This window comes from Massilia agilis (assembly GCF_024756255.1).
GTDB classification, from domain to species: domain Bacteria; phylum Pseudomonadota; class Gammaproteobacteria; order Burkholderiales; family Burkholderiaceae_D; genus Telluria; species Telluria agilis.
Map to the genome: position 1 here is coordinate 414,375 of NZ_JANUHB010000001.1, position 16,649 is coordinate 431,023.

General features: G+C 67.4%; 18 protein-coding genes. 12 read left to right on the forward strand and 6 right to left on the reverse strand.

Annotation, left to right across the window (positions count from 1 at the left end; all coding sequences use genetic code 11):
- Positions 1–268 precede the first annotated feature (268 nt).
- Positions 269–487 (reverse strand): hypothetical protein, encoded by a 219-nt coding sequence (locus NX774_RS01795; RefSeq protein ID WP_258820435.1) that lies wholly within the window; start codon positions 485–487, stop codon positions 269–271.
- Between the two features lie 201 nt (positions 488–688).
- Between NX774_RS01795 and NX774_RS01800 the strand changes: the two genes are divergently transcribed.
- From NX774_RS01800 to lon, 6 genes are all read left to right on the forward strand, one after another.
- On the forward strand, positions 689–865 hold the full coding sequence (locus NX774_RS01800) for a hypothetical protein (protein ID WP_258820436.1): 177 nt from the start codon (positions 689–691) through the stop codon (positions 863–865).
- Between the two features lie 39 nt (positions 866–904).
- A complete protein-coding gene (locus NX774_RS01805; RefSeq protein ID WP_258820437.1) occupies positions 905–1,504 on the forward strand; it encodes a chromate transporter in 600 nt (199 codons plus the stop codon).
- Positions 1,501–2,088 carry a chromate transporter gene (locus NX774_RS01810; protein WP_258820438.1) on the forward strand — a complete coding sequence of 196 codons (588 nt, stop codon included), beginning with the start codon at positions 1,501–1,503 and terminating at the stop codon, positions 2,086–2,088. The genes NX774_RS01805 and NX774_RS01810 overlap by 4 nt, the downstream gene beginning before the upstream one ends.
- Before the next feature lie 70 nt (positions 2,089–2,158).
- On the forward strand, positions 2,159–2,998 hold the full coding sequence (gene fghA / locus NX774_RS01815; RefSeq protein WP_258820439.1) for an S-formylglutathione hydrolase: 840 nt from the start codon (positions 2,159–2,161) through the stop codon (positions 2,996–2,998).
- 60 nt (positions 2,999–3,058) lie between these two features.
- Positions 3,059–3,475: an Hsp20/alpha crystallin family protein gene (locus NX774_RS01820; RefSeq protein ID WP_258820440.1), complete on the forward strand. Its 417-nt coding sequence runs from the start codon at positions 3,059–3,061 to the stop codon at positions 3,473–3,475.
- Positions 3,472–5,865, forward strand: a complete 2,394-nt coding sequence (gene lon / locus NX774_RS01825; protein ID WP_258820441.1) for an endopeptidase La — start codon at positions 3,472–3,474, stop codon at positions 5,863–5,865. Before NX774_RS01820 ends, lon begins: the two co-directional genes overlap by 4 nt.
- 76 nt (positions 5,866–5,941) lie before the next feature.
- Here lon and NX774_RS01830 read toward each other — a convergent pair whose 3' ends face one another.
- Complete coding sequence (locus NX774_RS01830; RefSeq protein WP_258820442.1) at positions 5,942–6,511, reverse strand: HdeD family acid-resistance protein; 570 nt, start codon at positions 6,509–6,511, stop codon at positions 5,942–5,944.
- Positions 6,512–6,738: 227 nt separating this feature from the next.
- On the opposite strand from NX774_RS01830, the gene NX774_RS01835 reads away from it, so the two are divergent.
- The 4 genes from NX774_RS01835 (at position 6,739) to NX774_RS01850 (ending at position 10,388) form a co-directional block, all read left to right on the forward strand.
- On the forward strand, positions 6,739–7,209 hold the full coding sequence (locus NX774_RS01835; protein WP_258820443.1) for an Hsp20/alpha crystallin family protein: 471 nt from the start codon (positions 6,739–6,741) through the stop codon (positions 7,207–7,209).
- Between the two features lie 114 nt (positions 7,210–7,323).
- Positions 7,324–8,055: a phosphoribosyltransferase gene (locus NX774_RS01840; RefSeq protein WP_258820444.1), complete on the forward strand. Its 732-nt coding sequence runs from the start codon at positions 7,324–7,326 to the stop codon at positions 8,053–8,055.
- A complete protein-coding gene (locus NX774_RS01845; RefSeq protein WP_258820445.1) occupies positions 8,027–9,040 on the forward strand; it encodes an SRPBCC family protein in 1,014 nt (337 codons plus the stop codon). Before NX774_RS01840 ends, NX774_RS01845 begins: the two co-directional genes overlap by 29 nt.
- Positions 9,041–9,047: 7 nt before the next feature.
- Complete coding sequence (locus NX774_RS01850) at positions 9,048–10,388, forward strand: erythromycin esterase family protein (protein WP_258820446.1); 1,341 nt, start codon at positions 9,048–9,050, stop codon at positions 10,386–10,388.
- A 93-nt stretch (positions 10,389–10,481) separates the two neighbouring features.
- Here the strand turns inward: NX774_RS01850 and NX774_RS01855 are convergent, their stop codons facing one another.
- Together NX774_RS01855 and NX774_RS01860 are read right to left on the reverse strand one after the other, a co-directional pair.
- The gene (locus NX774_RS01855) at positions 10,482–11,459 is read right to left on the reverse strand and encodes a sterol desaturase family protein (protein ID WP_258820447.1); all 978 of its coding nucleotides are present in this window, start codon (positions 11,457–11,459) and stop codon (positions 10,482–10,484) included.
- A gap of 122 nt (positions 11,460–11,581) precedes the next feature.
- Positions 11,582–12,718, reverse strand: coding sequence for a trypsin-like serine peptidase (locus NX774_RS01860; RefSeq protein ID WP_258820448.1), 1,137 nt, complete (start codon positions 12,716–12,718; stop codon positions 11,582–11,584).
- A gap of 285 nt (positions 12,719–13,003) precedes the next feature.
- Between NX774_RS01860 and NX774_RS01865 the strand changes: the two genes are divergently transcribed.
- Positions 13,004–13,483: a (2Fe-2S)-binding protein gene (locus NX774_RS01865; protein ID WP_258820449.1), complete on the forward strand. Its 480-nt coding sequence runs from the start codon at positions 13,004–13,006 to the stop codon at positions 13,481–13,483.
- Positions 13,480–15,714, forward strand: coding sequence for a xanthine dehydrogenase family protein molybdopterin-binding subunit (locus tag NX774_RS01870; protein ID WP_258820450.1), 2,235 nt, complete (start codon positions 13,480–13,482; stop codon positions 15,712–15,714). Before NX774_RS01865 ends, NX774_RS01870 begins: the two co-directional genes overlap by 4 nt.
- A gap of 139 nt (positions 15,715–15,853) precedes the next feature.
- Here NX774_RS01870 and NX774_RS01875 read toward each other — a convergent pair whose 3' ends face one another.
- Both NX774_RS01875 and NX774_RS01880 read right to left on the reverse strand, forming a co-directional pair.
- A complete protein-coding gene (locus NX774_RS01875; RefSeq protein ID WP_258820451.1) occupies positions 15,854–16,189 on the reverse strand; it encodes a hypothetical protein in 336 nt (111 codons plus the stop codon).
- A gap of 58 nt (positions 16,190–16,247) precedes the next feature.
- Entirely contained in the window at positions 16,248–16,640 is a 393-nt protein-coding gene (locus NX774_RS01880) for a RidA family protein (protein ID WP_258820452.1), read from the reverse strand.
- Positions 16,641–16,649 lie beyond the last annotated feature (9 nt).

A 16,649-nucleotide genomic window follows, 5' to 3' on the forward strand; every position in this document is an offset into this window, starting at 1 on the left:
CAAACACTGTGGATAACGATGTGGAAAATCGCCCCCTTGACAGGCCAGAAGCGCGTACTGGAGCGGGTTTCAACAAACTGCCCATCCGACGGGCAGATTTTGTGCCATTAAAAATCAAGCACTTGGCAGCACCCGCGGTATCGCCTCGCAAAAATCTCGGCGAGTTAAAAAAACGAAATTTTTGTGCATAACCAGGCAATCCTGCGGCCCGGGCGCCAGCGAATTCGATGTATTTTTTTTATCGAATTTCTTATGTAAGTGGAAACTTTCAGCTTTGCGCGCGCCGCCGCTGCGGCTCCAGCAAGACGCGGCGAATGACTTCCGGCGCCACGCCGCGCGCTTTCAGGTACTCGAGCGCCGAGACCGTGCAGCCGCTCTGCTGCATCAGGATGCCGTGCTCGACGATCGCGTGGCAGCGGTGGTCGCGCCGCACGTTAGGAACGGCAACTTGCGGGTCGCCGATGTTTTCGTACAAAGATTGATCCATCGCGACTCCTTCAAAAGTAGAGCGTGGTAGCGCGTTGGTAACGAGTATTCATCTGCACGGTTCAATGTCAATATCAGCTCACCATCGAAGCCAAAAATATCTGGCGACGTTGCCACACGATCACTCTGTCCAGCGGCGCGCCGCCTCGTTGGACAGATGCCTAGAATGCCCTCGTCCACCTGATCACAGCGAGGAGTTTCCATGGCAACCACTCCCGAGCCGTCCCCCAACCCCGGCGACGCGGCCCTGCCGGGCACCCCGGGCACCGGCGAAGACATCTGCTCGGCCTGCAACGGCACCGGCAAGCTGGCCGACGGGCGCCAATGCCCCATGTGCGGCGGTTCCGGCCGCATCGTCGAAGGCATCGGCGGCGGCTAGCGGTTGGACAGGACGGCTGGCGGACGCGATAATGCGCGGATGACCTTCTCCGCCGCACCGCGTCCCGAAACGCTCGACGCCGAAGCACCGCGTCCTCGCCCGCACTCGCTTGCCGACCTGTTCATCTCCTTCACGCTGCTTGCCCTGCAGGGCTTTGGCGGCGTGCTCGCCGTCGTCCAGCGCGAGCTGGTCGAGCGCAAGCGCTGGCTGACGCAGGAAGAATTCATCGAGGACTGGGCGGTCGCGCAGATCATGCCCGGCCCGAACGTGGTCAACCTGTCGCTGATGATCGGCGCGCGCTACTTCGGCTTTGCCGGCGCCATGACCGCGCTGGCCGGCATGCTGGCGCTGCCGCTGGTGCTGGTGATCCTGCTGGCCCTGCTGCACGACCGCTTCGCCGGCAACCCGGCCGTGGTCGGTGCGCTGCGCGGGATGGCGGCCGTGTCCGCCGGCTTGATCGCGGCTGCCGGCCTGAAGATGCTGCCGGCACTCAAGCGCAGCCCGATCCCGGGCGGCTGGATCGCGGCCATCGTCGTCGTGGGCTTTGCGCTGGTGGCCCTGCTGCACTGGCCGTTGCCGGTGGTGCTGTTCGGCCTGGGCGGCCTGGGCTGCGTGATCGCATGGCGGAGGCTGGCATGACGAGCGCGCCGCTTCACATCGTGCTGGCCTGGCACGACTGGCTCAACCTGTTTGCGCACTACCTGATGCTGTCGCTGATGTCGGTCGGCGGCGCGATCTCGACCACTTCCGAAATGCACCGCTTCCTGGTCGAGCAGCACCACTGGCTGACGCAGGAACAGTTCAGCGACGCGATCGCGCTGGCGCAGGCCGCACCGGGGCCGAACGTGCTGTTCGTCGCGCTGATGGGCTGGCACGTGGGCATGAACGCCGGCAGCCCGCTGCTGGCACTGGCGGGCGTGGCCACCACCATGCTCGGCATGATGATCCCCTCCACCCTGCTCACCTACGCGGCCGCGCAATGGGGCCACCGCAACCGCGAACTGCGCGCGGTGCGCGCGTTCAAGCTGGGCATGGCGCCGATCGTGATCGCGTTGCTGCTGTCCACCGCCTGGATCCTGGCCAGTGCCGGCGGCACAGGCAGCGCCAACTGGCGCCTGGGGCTGCTGTCGGCGGCCAGCATGCTCGTCATCTGGCGCACGCGCCTGCACATCCTGTGGGTGCTGGGCGCGGGCGCCCTGCTCGGCGCGCTGCACCTGGTCTGATTGCGTGCGCTGTTGGCATGCCGCGTCCGCCAAGGGCATACTTGCGGCATTGACCATTGACGACACCACCATGCCAGAACTCATCAGCGAACACGCCTGCTTCGGCGGCCTGCAACGTTTCTACCGCCACGATTCGGCCGCCATCGGCTTGCCGATGCGCTTCTCGGTGTATCTCCCGCCGCAGGCAGAAGGCAAGAAGCTGCCGGTCCTGTTCTACCTGGCCGGCCTTACCTGCACCGAAGAGACCTTCATGACCAAGGCCGGCGCCCAGCGCGTGGCGGCGCAGGAAGGCATCATCCTGGTGGCGCCCGACACCAGCCCGCGCGGCGCCAACCTGCCCGGCGAAACCGACAGCTGGGACTTCGGCGCCGGGGCCGGCTTTTACGTCGATGCGACCGAGGAGCCGTGGGCGCGCCACTACCGCATGTACAGCTACATCCTGGAGTTGCGCGACCTGGTGATGCGCGAGCTGCCGGCCGACCCCAACCGCTGCGGAATCTTCGGCCACTCGATGGGCGGGCACGGCGCGCTGGTGCTGGCGCTGCGCAATCCGGACCTGTTCCGCTCGGTGTCGGCGTTCGCGCCGATCGCCGCGCCCGGCCGCTGCCCGTGGGGTGAAAAGGCATTCGGCGGCTACCTTGGCGCGGAGCGCGAAGCCTGGCGTGCCTACGACGCCACCGAGCTGATGCTGGTGATGAAGACGCCCTTCCCCAACGGCATCCTGATCGACCAGGGCCTGCACGACAAGTTCCTGGCCGAGCAGCTGAACGTGGACGACTTCGCGCTCGCCTGCGAGCAGGCCGACCAGCCGCTCGAGCTGCGCTTTCATCCCGGCTACGACCACGGCTACTACTTCATCCAGACCTTCATCGAGCACCATTTGCGCTTTCACCGCCGCCAGCTCGAATAGTCCAGAACGAACCGCCCCCGCTCCGGTCAAACCCGCTTTCCGAACCGCGTGGAGAGCGTCATGCATGTGCGCGACCCAACCGTCTGGATGTGGGGCGAGGCGCTGGAAATGCTCGAGCGCGCGGACCGCTTGCACCGGCGCTTCTTCCAGCTTGGCGCCGCCGGCCAGGCGCGCCCGACCTGGGAGCCGCCGGTGGATGTGTTCGAAACGGCACGCCAGTTCATCATCGTGGTCGCGCTGCCGGGCGTGAGCGCCGAGCAGCTGCAGATCGACATCGACGGCCACGCCATCCTCGTGCGCGGCCAGCGCCGCCAGCCACCGGCGGCTGCGGCCGGCCTGATCCACCGGCTCGAACTGCCCTATGGCCACTTCGAGCGCCGCATCGAGCTGCCCGGGCGAATGTTGCGGCTGGGCACGCGGGTGCTGGCCGACGGTTGCCTGACCCTCACGCTGGACAAGCTGGAAGGCGCGCCATGAACGACAACCCAACCGACGCCGCACCGCCTGCGCCGCGCTTCGACTTGCCCCCGGACGCGCTGCTCATCGTCCCGGTGCGCAACCTGGTGCTGTTTCCCGGCATGGTTTCGCCGATCAGCATCGGGCGCCCGGCCTCGATTGCCGCCGCACAGGAAGCCGCGCGCAGCGAGCGGCCGATCGGCGTGGTGCTGCAAAAGGACCCCGCCGCCGAAACACCGCGGCCGGACCAGTTGCACCGGATCGGCACCGTGGCCACCATCGTGCGCTACGTCACCACGCAGGAAGGCACCCACCACATCGTCTGCCAGGGCCAGCAGCGCTTCGGCGCACTCGAGTACCTGCAAGGCTACCCGTTCAACCTGGCACGCGCCAACCTGCTGCCCGAGCAGGACGACCGGCGGCCCGAGATCGAGGCCCTGTTCATCCAGCTGCGCCAGCGCTCCAACGAAATCCTCGGCCTGCTGCCGCAGGTGCCGGCCGAGCTCACGCGCGCGCTGCAGGCCTTGACGTCGGCGGCGGCCTACGCCGACTTCGTGGCCGGCCTGATGGACATCAGCGCCGAGGAAAAGCAGGACCTGCTGGAAACGCTGGACCTGAAGCGGCGGCTGGAAAAGGTGCTGGAGCACCTGGCGCACCGCATCGAAGTGTTGCGCCTGTCGCGCCAGATCAACGAACAGACGCGCCAGCGCATGGACGAGCGGCAGCGCGAATTCATGCTGCGCGAACAGCTCAAGACCATCCAGAGCGAACTGGGCGAGGACGACAGCGGCGACACCGAGCTGGCCGACCTGCGCCAGGCCATTGCGCATGCCCACATGCCGGAAGACACGCAGGCCCACGCGCTCAAGGAAATGCGGCGGCTCGAAAAGACCTCCGAGGCCTCGGTCGAATACTCGATGCTGCGCACCTACCTGGAGTGGCTGACCGAACTGCCGTGGGCCGAGCCGCCGGCCGAGACGATCGACCTGGCGCAGGCGCGCGCGATTCTCGACCAGGACCATTTCGGGCTCGAGCGCATCAAGCGGCGCATCCTGGAATACCTGGCGGTGCGCAAGCTCAACCCGCACGGCAAGAGCCCGATCCTGTGCTTTGTCGGGCCGCCGGGCGTGGGCAAGACCTCGCTCGGCCAGAGTATCGCGCGCGCGACCGGCCGCAAGTTCGCGCGCGTGTCGCTTGGCGGCGTGCACGACGAGGCCGAGATCCGCGGCCACCGCCGCACCTACGTGGGCGCCCTGCCCGGCAACATCATCCAGGGCATCCGCAAGGCCGGCACGCGCAATTGCGTGATGATGCTCGACGAAGTGGACAAGATGGGCGCCAGCCTGCATGGCGACCCCAACGCGGCGCTGCTCGAAGTGCTCGACCCCGAGCAGAACTCGACCTTTCGCGACAACTACCTGGCGGTGCCGTTCGACCTGTCGCAGGTGCTGTTCATCTGCACCGCCAACATGCTCGACACCATGCCCGGGCCGCTGCGCGACCGGCTGGAGATCATCTCGCTGCCGGGCTACACCAGCCAGGAAAAGGAACAAATCGCGCGCCGCTACCTGGTGCCGCGCCAGCTGCAGGCCAACGGGCTCACCGCCGACCAGGTGAACGTCACCGATGCGGCGCTGCGCGCCCTGATCGACGATTACACACGCGAAGCGGGCGTACGCGGCCTTGAACGCGAGATCGGCGCCGTGTTCCGCCACGCGGCAGTGCGCATTGCCGAGGGCTCGGCCGAGAGCATGGCGATCGACGCCCCGGACCTGCCCGCGATCCTTGGCCCGCGCAAATACGAAAGCGAAGTGGCGATGCGTACCAGCCTGCCGGGCGTGGCCACGGGCCTGGCGTGGACGCCGGTGGGCGGCGACATCCTGTTTGTCGAAGCGAGCCGGGTGGCGGGCAACGGGCGGCTGATCCTGACCGGGCAACTGGGCGAAGTGATGAAGGAAAGCGCCCAGGCCGCGCTCACGCTGGTGAAGGCGCATGGCGGCACCTTCGGGCTCGGCCCGGACGTGTTCCGGCGCTGCGACGTGCACGTGCACGTGCCGGCGGGCGCGATCCCGAAGGATGGGCCGAGCGCGGGCGTGGCCATGTTCATCGCGCTGGCCTCGCTTGCGATGGGCACGCCGGTGCGCAGCGACGTGGCGATGACCGGCGAGATCAGCCTGCGCGGGCTGGTGCTGCCGGTGGGCGGCATCAAGGAAAAGGTGCTGGCCGCGCTGCGCGCCGGCATCACGACCGTGATGCTGCCGGCACGCAACCAGAAGGAACTCGACGAGATTCCTGACGAAGCGCGGCGCCAGCTCCAGTTTGTCTGGCTGAACGATGTGGACGACGCGGTGCAGGTGGCGATTGGCACGCCGGCGCAGCGCACCGGTGCGCCGGCCGCGCATGCGGCGTAGGGTGGGCTCTTGAGCCCACGCGTTGATACGTGCCGCGTGCCGACGCGTGGGCTCGAGAGCCCACCCTACGAAAGCCCTACGCAGGCGCCGCGAGTTCGGTTCCTGGCGCCATGTTCCGCACCGCCCACGCTCGCACCCGCATGCCGAGCACGAACAGCGCCAGGCCACTGCTGAGCGCATAGATCCCGACCAGCGGCCCCAGCGCGCCCGCCCCGGCATCCGGCGCCGCCGCCACCGCAATGCCAAACACGATGGAGGTCAGCGCCGACAGGGCAAACAGCCGCTCGCCACGAATGAACTTGCGCAGCCGCAGCGCCGCCACCATGTCGAGCAGGCCCGTCGCCAGCGCATGCGCGCCGATCAGGACCATGAGCACCAGCTCGGTGCGCACCGGCCGCGCCAGCGCCAGCGTGCCGATGCCGATACCCAGCGCCCCCAGCATGAACGGCATGCGCCAGCGCGCATCGGCACGGCGGTTGTGCAAGGCCCCGGCCGCCCACACCGCGCCCGCCAGCAGCGCGTACGCGGCAAACAAGGCCACCAGCCACACCAGCGCAATGTCGAGCAACACCAGCAGGCCGAACGCCACCGTGACCAGGCCGCGCAGGGCCGGCATCCACCACGATCTCAGCAATGTCTCGTTCACGTTGTTTCCTCCTTTTGCTGCTTCTGACCGTTCGGACAAATCGGGATTCACGGCGCGCGCAAGCCTACTGTTCCGTATCAAAGACAGTACTGCGAATCGGCCAGAAAAGAACTGCGTGGTGCCACCGTCGCGACCCTTGAAAGACATTTTTCACTGCCCTATAAATGACAGTGGCGGCATTGGCCGCCGCGTGTTCAGTGTCATTCAACAACAGATTGGAGGCTGTCATGAATCTCATCAGGAGAAGCGCCCCGCTGTCGGCCTGGCGCCCGGGCTCGGTTGAAGACCAGTTCGGCCGGCTCGTGCAGAACATGTTCCAGGACATGCTGTCACCGTTTGGCGGCGCCGGTGGCGGCTGGAGCGCGGAAGACACGATCAGCCCGCGCATCAACGTGCGCGAGAACGACAAGGGCTACGACATCGAAGCCGAAATGCCCGGGGTTAAGAAGGACGACATCAAGGTCTCGATCGAGCACGACCGGGTGACGATCGAGGGCGAATGCCGCACGGCAAACGAACAGCGTGAGGGCGAAAACGTGGTGTATTCTGAGCGCTCGGCACGCAAGTTCCTGCGCAGCTTCATGCTGCCGACGGAGGTGGACGACGCCACCGCGCAAGCCCGGCTGGAAGACGGCATCCTGCACCTGACCCTGCCCAAAAAACAGGGCGCAGAGGCACGCCGCCTGACCATCCAGTAACGCTCGCACGCCCGCCAGCGCGCGGGCGCCTCCACGCAACGCGCCCGCGGTGTGCCGCAACCACCGCCGCGGGCGACGGTCCAACAGGCACCCATTCGTGCCGGGAGCCTGACCATGTCTGACGAAGTCCGCTTCAAGAACCGTGCCCAGGCCGGCCAGCTGCTGGCCCAGCGGCTGGGCATGTATGCGCACCGGCCCGATGTGGTTGTGCTGGCCCTGCCGCGCGGCGGCGTGCCGGTCGCGTTTGCCGTGGCGCTGGCGCTGGGCGTGGAACTCGACCTGCTCATCGTGCGCAAGCTCGGCATGCCGGGCCAGGAAGAGTATGCGATGGGCGCGATCGGCAGCGGCGGCGTGCGCTACCTGCAGCCCGGCTTTCCGGGCCAGATGGGCGTGACGGCGGCGCAGATCGACGCCATCACCGCGCGCGAGGCGGCCGAGATCGTGCGGCGCGAGCGCAAGTACCGCGGCAACCGCCCGCCGGTGGCGCTGCGCGGGCGCACCGTGGTGCTGGTGGACGACGGCATCGCCACGGGCTCGACCATGATGGCGGCGGTCGAGGTGGCGCGCCAGCACGGCGCCGGCAAGGTGGTGGTGGCGGTGCCGGTGGCGCCGCCCGACACCGCGGCCGAGATGGCGCAGCGGGTGGACCAGTTCGTCTGCCTGTCCACGCCCATGTTCTTTCGCGCCGTGAGCCAGTGGTACAGCGAATTTGACCAGACCAGCGACGAGGAAGTGCAGGACCTGCTGGCGATGGCCTGGCGCGACCAGGACAGCCGCCACGCCGACACCATGACGAACCCTGACGAAAGGAATCAACATGAAGCAAATGACCGACGTGGGACTTGACCTTGGTAAATGGCTGGGCGGCGCCGCCGCCGGCGCCCTCCTGATGTACATGCTCGACCCCGACCGCGGCGACGCCCGCCGCAGCCAGGCCACCGATGCCGTGCGCGGCATGGGTCGCCAGGGCGGGCAAATGCTGGGCAATGCCTGGGACAAGGTGAGCCACCTGGGGCGGCCGGACGGCGCCGCGTCGCTTGGCGAATCGGCCTCGCGCTTCGGGCGCCAGGCCAGCAGCGCGCTGTCCGACACCATGGCGCGCGCCACGCACAGCGCCAGCGACATGGCCAGCCGCGTGCAGCAGTCCATGCAGGGCAGCCGTGGTGACTGGACGCCGGCACTGCGCAATTCGGCGATGGTGGGCGGCGGCCTGCTGGGCCTGTACGGGCTGATGCGCCGCTCGCCGATCGGCATGGCAATCGGCCTGGCCGGCATCGCCATGCTGGCGCGCGGCATGGGCGGCCAGCCGCTGCGCAGCCTCGTCGCCGGCCGCGCACTGGGCCGCACCGTCGACCTGGAAAAGACGCTGCACATCGATGCCTCGCCCGAGGAAGTGTATGACCTGTGGGCGGACTACGAGAACTTCCCGCGCTTCATGTCACATGTGGTCGATGTGCGCGACCTCGGCCGCGGACGCTCGCACTGGGTGGTGCGCGGCCCGGCCGGCAGCGAATTCGAATGGGACGCCAAGCTCACCGAGCATTCGCGCCCGCACCGCCTGGCCTGGCGCACCGAGCCGGGCGCCGAGATCCCGCAGTCCGGCTCGGTGCAGTTCGAGCCCAGCCGCGGCGGCACGCGCGTGACGGTGCGCATGTCGTACACCCCGCCGGCCGGTGCGATCGGCCACCAGATCGCTTCCCTGATCGGCTCGGACCCCAAGCGCCAGATGGACGACGACCTGGCCCGCATGAAGGCCCTGATCGAGCGCGGCGGCGCAATGCAGCGCGAGACGGCGCGTTCGGGCGGCTTCATCAGCCGTTTCCTGCACTAGGCGCACCATGACGACCGCAACCGCAAGCCTCACGGCCGCCATCGCATCGGCGGCGCAGCCGCTGACGGGCGCGCACGCCGACTACGACGCCCTGCTCGACCTGGTGGGCGACGCCCACTACGTGCTGCTGGGAGAAGCCACCCACGGCACGCACGAGTTCTACGAAGAACGCGCGCGCATCACCGAGCGGCTGATCCGGGACAAGGGCTTCAACGCGGTCGCGGTCGAGGCCGACTGGCCGGACGCCTACCGCGCCAACTGCTACGTGCGCGGCGACGTGAAGGACGCCGACGCCGTGCAGTCTCTGGGCGGGTTCCAGCGCTTCCCGAGCTGGATGTGGCGCAACACCGACGTGGCCGATTTCATCGAGTGGCTGCGCGGGCACAATGCGCTGCGCGATCCCAGCCAGCGCGTCGGCTTCTACGGGCTGGACCTGTACAGCATGTTCACCTCGATCCAGGAAGTGCTGCGCTACCTGGAAAAGGTCGATCCCAACGCCGCGGGGCAGGCGCGCAAGCGCTACGGCTGCTTCGACCACTACTTCGAGGACAGCCAGCACTACGGCTACGCCACCGGCATCGGCATGTCGGAATCGTGCGAACAGGGGGTGATCGCGCAGCTGCAGGAACTCCAGCAGCGCGCATTCGACTACGTGCAGGCCGACGGCGGCCATGCCGAGGACGCGTTCTTCTATGCCCAGCAGAACGCCCGGCTGGTCAAGAACGCCGAGGAATACTACCGCACCATGTTCCGCGGCCGCGTCTCGTCCTGGAACCTGCGCGACAAGCACATGGCCGAGACGCTGGACGCGCTGTCGCGCCACCTGTCGCGCGGCGGCCAGCAGGCCAAGATCGTGGTGTGGGAGCACAACTCGCACATCGGCGACGCGCGCGCCACCGAAATGGGCGATGCGGGCGAATGGAACGTGGGCGAGCTGGCGCGCAAGGCCTACGGCGACGACGCGCGGCTGATCGGCTTTTCGACCTACGACGGCTGGGTGACCGCCGCGTCCGAATGGGACGGACCGGCCGAGCGCAAGCGCGTGCGCCCGGGCATGCCGGACAGTTACGAGGAAGTGCTGCACCGGGTGGGCTTGCCGCGCTTTTATTTGCCGCTGAGAACGCCCGGCCGCGCGCGCGACGCGTTGATGAAAAGCCGGCTGGAGCGCGCGATCGGCGTCATTTACCTGCCGCGCACCGAACGCCAGAGCCACTATTTTTCGGCCGAGATGCCGCGCCAGTTCGATGCGGTGATCCACATCGATACCACCACGGCCGTGCAGCCACTCGATCCCACGAGTGGGTGGCATACCGGCGAGCCGCCGGAGACGTATCCGGAAGGCGTTTGAGGCCGGCCAGCGCTGGTTGAACGCGTGGGCACAAGTGCCCACCCTACTGACTGTGCGACACGTAGGGTGGGCACTCGTGCCCACGCGTTCAAATCACGCCTGCCTGGCCACCGGCGCCTCGCCCGCGCCGTCCGCCGGCGCCTCCTTGCGCTCCACCGTCCACGTATGCACCGGCTCATGCCCCGGCCGCTTCCAGTCCGGCGGCATCCACAAATGCTTCAGTCGCTGCCACAGCGGCCCTGGCGCGAGCACGTCGCGCAGCATGTCCACGAACTCGTGGAAGTTCAGCACGAAGAAGTTATACGAGCGTATCTGGCGCGGAATCCCGTATTCGACCTTTTCCACCTCCGGCTCGTAGGTACCGAACATGCGGTCGAAAATGATCAGCACCCCGCCATAGTTCTTGTCGATGTACTGCGGGTTGCGCCCATGGTGCACGCGGTGGTTCGACGGCGTGTCGAACACGTACTCGAACCACGCCGGCAGCTTGTCGATGGACTCGGTATGCACGAAATACTGGTAACTCAGGTCGATCGCGAGCATGAGCATCACCACCGCCGGCGGCACGCCCAGCAGCACCGGCGGCAGGTAGAACACAAAGATCCCGACCACCGCATTGAGCACGCTCTGGCGCATGGCGGTGGTGAAGTTCATGGTCTCGCCGCTGTGGTGCGGCACGTGCGCCGCCCACCACCAGCGCACCCGGTGCGAACAGCGGTGGAACCAGTAATAGCAGAATTCGACAAGCACGAAGATCGGTATCACCGTCCAGGCGTTGACCGGGATGTCGAATAGCCGGTACTGGTAAAACCACGCGAAGGTGGCGCCGCCTGCCACGATCCAGGCCAGCGCCTCCATCACCTGGTAGCCGGCGCCCAGCGCAATGTTGGCCCCGATTTCCTTCCAGTGGAATTGCCCCAGCTGGCGGCGACGCCCCGCGCGCACAAGCTCGATGATGAAAGCGACGATGAAGACGGGCGTCATCGCCGTCAACAGCGCCTGCTTCCAGTCGGGGTTCGGCCCGAGCAGGTTGCCGATCCAGTTGACAGCCGTGTTGATGAAGTCGCCCATCCGTCTCTCCGCCAGGAAATGATGCTTCGTAATAGTACGGCACTGATGCCATTATTACAAAGCAATCGACAGGCGGCGAGCCCGGCATGGGTCCCGGCTCGCGCCGGGACGCCGTATCGGGCTTACAGGCAGTTGCCGGGGACGCGGGAGCACAGGGTGCTGAAGATGCTCACCCAGCGGCCGTCGGGGATCGAGGCCCCCTGCACTTTCGGGTCGGATGGGACGTAGATGTACGAGGTCACGCCCACGACCCGGTTGGAGCCGGTGTTCGAGCCGGTGCCGCCGCCCGTCTGCAGGATCTGGAAGTTCTGCACCCACGGTCCGCCGCTGGAGCCGCCCAGCGCGTCCGATCCGTACTCGACGTTGTTGGGCGCCGTGTTGCGGAAGGCGCCGCTGGTGACGTCCTGCATCTTCTGGCAGCTGTCCAGGTTGCAGGGGTAGCCGAGCTTGGACGTGTGGTTGGCCGACAGGCTGAGCGTTTGCCAGCCGAGCCAGCCGGTCACGTCGCCCAGGGCGAAGGTGCGCCCGTTCACGTTCTGGTCGCCGAACTCGATCATGGCATAGTCGGCGGCATTGGGCACGGTGCCGCCGCCCGTGGCCCAGGTGCCGGTCACGATCGCCGCGCGCCAGTTCCAGACCAGGAGCGGCGCGGTGCCGTCGCGGAAGGCCGGGACGAACACCCAGTTGCTGTGGAAGCCCTGCGAGGTGCCGCTGTGCACGCAGTGGCCGGCGGTGGCGACGATGCGGTGCTGGATGACGGAGGCCGAGCAGACGTAGGGTTCGTTATTGATCGAGAAGAACAGCTTGCCGACCGTGATGTACGGGTAGGCGCGGTCGGCCGAGAACGGCGAGGCCGTGCCGGTGAACATGGGGAACACGCGCGTGCTCGTGTAGTGCGCGCCGAAAGTGCCGACGGCGCCCGGCGTCATCACCTCGCCATTGCTGCGGCCCGGCGCCATATCGGGCTTGAACAGGCGCTGGGGCGACGCGCGCAGGTTCTCGGCGGGAGCGCGGCCGTCGCTGGCTTCGACCTTGCCAGCCGGTGCCCCGGCCGGTTCCTCGCGCACCGTTGCGTTGGGCGCGGCGTGCGGCATCGGCATCGGCTTGGCGGCCTTGAACCGCTCCGGGGTCCAGTAGGCCGCTGCTGCCCTGGCGTCGTTGTTGGTGATGCTGACCATGTTGTCCTGCGCGTGGGCAAGCGGCGCGCCGGCCATCAACAGGGCGAGCGCTGGTACGGAAGCGAGCGCATGCGATTTCATTGGGGCCTCCCGATTTAAGTTGTGCACCGGCGGTTAAAAGCGCGGGCCGGAACGCGCCGTAGCTCTGGCTACCTGCTCAAGGGTAGAAGCATGCGGGTCTCTAGTTCAGCAAACTTGACCATGGATTGATCGGCATCAACGCTCAAGCCCGGTTCCTCGTTTGGCTCAATGAGGCCCGGCAATACAAAGACTGTCGGGCAATATTTCGCGATCCGTTACATGCATCTAGCCACCCAGCCACGATTTCGTTAGCATGTGCGCAGTTATCCTCGGGCAAGGTCAATCATGAGTAAATACAAGCTGAACATCAACGGCAAGCTGCGCGCCGTTGACGTGGAACCGGACACCCCGCTGCTGTGGGCATTGCGCGATGCACTGGGCCTGGTCGGCACCAAGTATGGCTGCGGCGTTGGACAATGCGGCGCCTGCACTGTGCATCTGGACGGTGAGCCTGCCCGCTCGTGCCTGACGCCGGTGTCCAGCGTGGGCAACAAGAAGATCACGACCATCGAAGGCCTTGACCCGCATGCGATGCACCCGCTGCAGCAAGCGTGGCAGGAACTGGACGTGCCGCAGTGCGGCTACTGCCAGGCGGGCCAGATCATGACCGCCAGCGCCCTGCTCAAGCAGCATCCGCAGCCGACCGACGCCCAGATCGACAGCGCGATGGACGGCAACCTGTGCCGCTGCGCGACCTATACCCGCATCCGCGCCGGCATCCACCGTGCCGCCGAGATCGCCGCCAACGGAAAGGGCAAGAAATGACGACCACGCTTCCCCCCTCCCCGTCGCGCCGCAACTTCTTGCGCCAGAGCGCGCTTGGCGGCAGCGCACTCGTGATTGGCATGTATGCCGATGGCGTACTGGCTGCGGTGAGCGCCAGGCCCGAGGAATTCGCGCCGAACGCCTTCATCCGTATCGACAGCACCGGCAAGGTGACGCTGGTGTCCAAGCAGCCGGAAATCGGCCAGGGCATCAAGACCTCGCTGCCGATGGTGCTGGCCGAGGAACTGGAAGTGCCATGGCGCGACGTGCACATTGTCCAGGGCGACCTGAACCCGGCCTACGGCAGCCAGGGCGCGGGCGGCTCGACCTCCACGCCGACCAACTACGAACCCTTCCACAAGCTGGGCGCCACCGCGCGCACGATCCTGGTCCAGGCGGCGGCGCAGGCGTGGAATGTGTCGCCCGCCGACTGCCACGCCGAGAACGGCGCCGTCGTGCATGCGGCCAGCGGCCGGCGCCTGCCCTACGGCAAACTGGTCGCCACCGCGGCCAAGCTACCGGTGCCGGACGCGGCGCAGGTCAAGGTCAAGAACCCTGCCGACTACAAGCTGCTGGGCACGCGCATTGGCGGGGTGGACAACCTGGCCGTGGTCACCGGCAAGCCGCTGTTCGGCATCGACGTGCAACTGCCCGGCATGCTGTACGCGGTGTACGCGAAGTGCCCGGTGTTTGGCGGCAAGCCGAAGAGCTTCAACGTGGCCGAGATCAAGGCGATGCCGGGCGTGAAGGACGCCTTCATCGTCGAGGGCACCAGCAACCTGAACGGCCTGGTGCCGGGCGTGGCGATCGTCGCGACCTCGACTTGGGCAGCCTTCCGCGCGCGCAAGCAGCTCAAGGTGGAGTGGGACGAAGGCGCGAGCGCCGCGCACAGCTGGGCCGGCTTTGCGGCCGCAGCGCAAGCCGCGGCCAAGCAGCCGGGCACGACCATGCTGCGCCAGGATGGCGACGCGAAAAATGCGATCGCCGGCGCCGCCAAACAAGTGGAAGCAGCCTACCGCTACCCGTTCATCTCGCACGCCAGCATGGAGCCGCAGAACTGCACCGCCTGGTTCAAGCCGGCCAGCGGCACGGTGGAACTGTGGGCGCCGACGCAGAACCCGGGGGCGGGCCAGGCGCTGGTCGCCAGCACCTTCGGCATCCCCAAGGACAACATCACACTGCACATCACCCGCAGCGGCGGCGGTTTCGGCCGTCGCCTGAGCTCGGACTTCATCGTCGAAGCCGTGGCGGTTGCGCAGAAGGTCGGCGCGCCGGTCAAGCTGACCTGGACACGCGAGGATGACCTGCAGCATGACCATTTCCGCGCCGGCGGTTTCCACTTCCTGCGCGGCGGCATCGATGCGCAGGGCAAGCTGGTCGGATGGCACAACCATTTCGTCACCTTTGCCAACCGTGTCGAGCGTGAAGGCAAGAGCGTGCTGCAGCCGGGCAGCGGCGGCAGCCTGTCGGGCGACGAGTTCCCGGGCCGCTGGGTGGCCAACTGCCTGCTGGAGCAGACGGCGCTGGAATGCAGCATCCCGATGGGGCCGTGGCGCGCACCGGGCAGCAACGTGTTCGCGTGGGTGTTCCATAGCTTTATCGACGAACTGGCCCACGCGGCGGGCCGCGATCCGCTCGAGTTCCGCCTTGAACTGCTGGGCGACAAGGACATCGTGCCGGGCACCGGCGAGCGCGGCGTGCCCTACAACGTGGCGCGCATGAAGCATGTGCTGCAAGAGGTGGCCGAGAAGTCGGGCTGGGGCAAGCGCAAGTTCCCGCGCGGCCAGGGCCAGGGCATTGCCTTCCACTTCAGCCATCGCGGCTACATCGCGGAAGTGGCCGAGGTCACGGTCTCGCGCGAGGGCAAGCTCAAGGTGGACCGCGTGGTCGTGGTGACCGACATCGGCGCCCAGATCGTCAACCTGTCCGGCGCGGAGAACCAGGTGCAGGGCTCGGTCATCGACGGGTTGTCCACGCTGATGTACCCCGAGCTGAATATCGAGAATGGACGCGTGGTGCAGAGCAATTTCCACGAGTACAAGCTGCTGCGTATGGCCGAGACGCCACCGCAGATCGACGTGCACTTCCTCAAGACGGACTATCCGGTGACCGGGCTGGGCGAGCCGGCCTTGCCGCCGCTGGCTCCGGCCGTGTGCAATGCGATTTTCGCGGCGACGGGCAAACGGGTGCGGGAGCTGCCGTTGAGTAAGGTGGACCTGAGCTGGAGCTAAGTTGCGGGTTTCGTAGGGTGGGCAGCTGCGCTGCCCACGCGTCCAGGCAGCGTTTGAACTCGTAAGTAGTGTCGGCGGGCGAGCGGCGCTTGAACGCGTGGGCAGCGGAGCTGCCCACCCTACGTCAGCATTTGCCGCCCTACCGGCGCGGCGGCTGCTGCGCTGGGTCGCCGCTGGTGGCGCCGTGGCGCGCCATGATCGACGCGGCGCCCTCGGCCTCGCCGGGGTCGTTGGCGAGCACGGTCATCATGAAGTACTCCACCTGGCTGGTGGGCGCATAGGTGCGGCTGTAGGCCTGCCCGCCCACCACGTTCGGGTCGTTCCCGACCGTGAAGTTGGACTTTGCCGGCCCCGCCTCGTCCTCCTTGACCTTGAGCTGCACGCGCTCGCCGGCAAAGCCGGACGCAATCAGCTCGGCGCGCGCGCGCTGGGCCGCGTCGTAATTGTCGAATATGCGTACGATCTGGGTGTTCATGGCCGCTCCATCCTTGACGATGGGGCCAACCCTACCAGAATCGGCGCCCCGGCGGCGCTCAGTCGGGGACGACTGCGGTCGCTTCGATCTCCACGCGCGCCCGGTCCTCCATCAGCGCCGACACCTGCACCGCGCTCATCGCCGGATAGTGGCGGCCGATGACGTCGCGGTAGGCCGCGCCCAGCGCCGCGCCGGCGTCCAGGTACTCGCGCTTGTCCAGCACGTACCAGGTCATGCGCACGATGTGCTGCGGCCCAGCGCCCGCCTCGCGCAGCACGGCCACGATATTCTCGAGCGCCTGGCGGCACTGGGCCACGAAGTCGTCGGTGTGGAACTGGCCCTGCGCGTCCCAGCCCACCATGCCGCTCACGCACACCACGCGCCCGCGCGCGGCCACGCCGTTCGAATAGCCCTTCGGGCGCGGCCATCCGGCCGGGTTCAGGATCTCCATCTGTCGCCT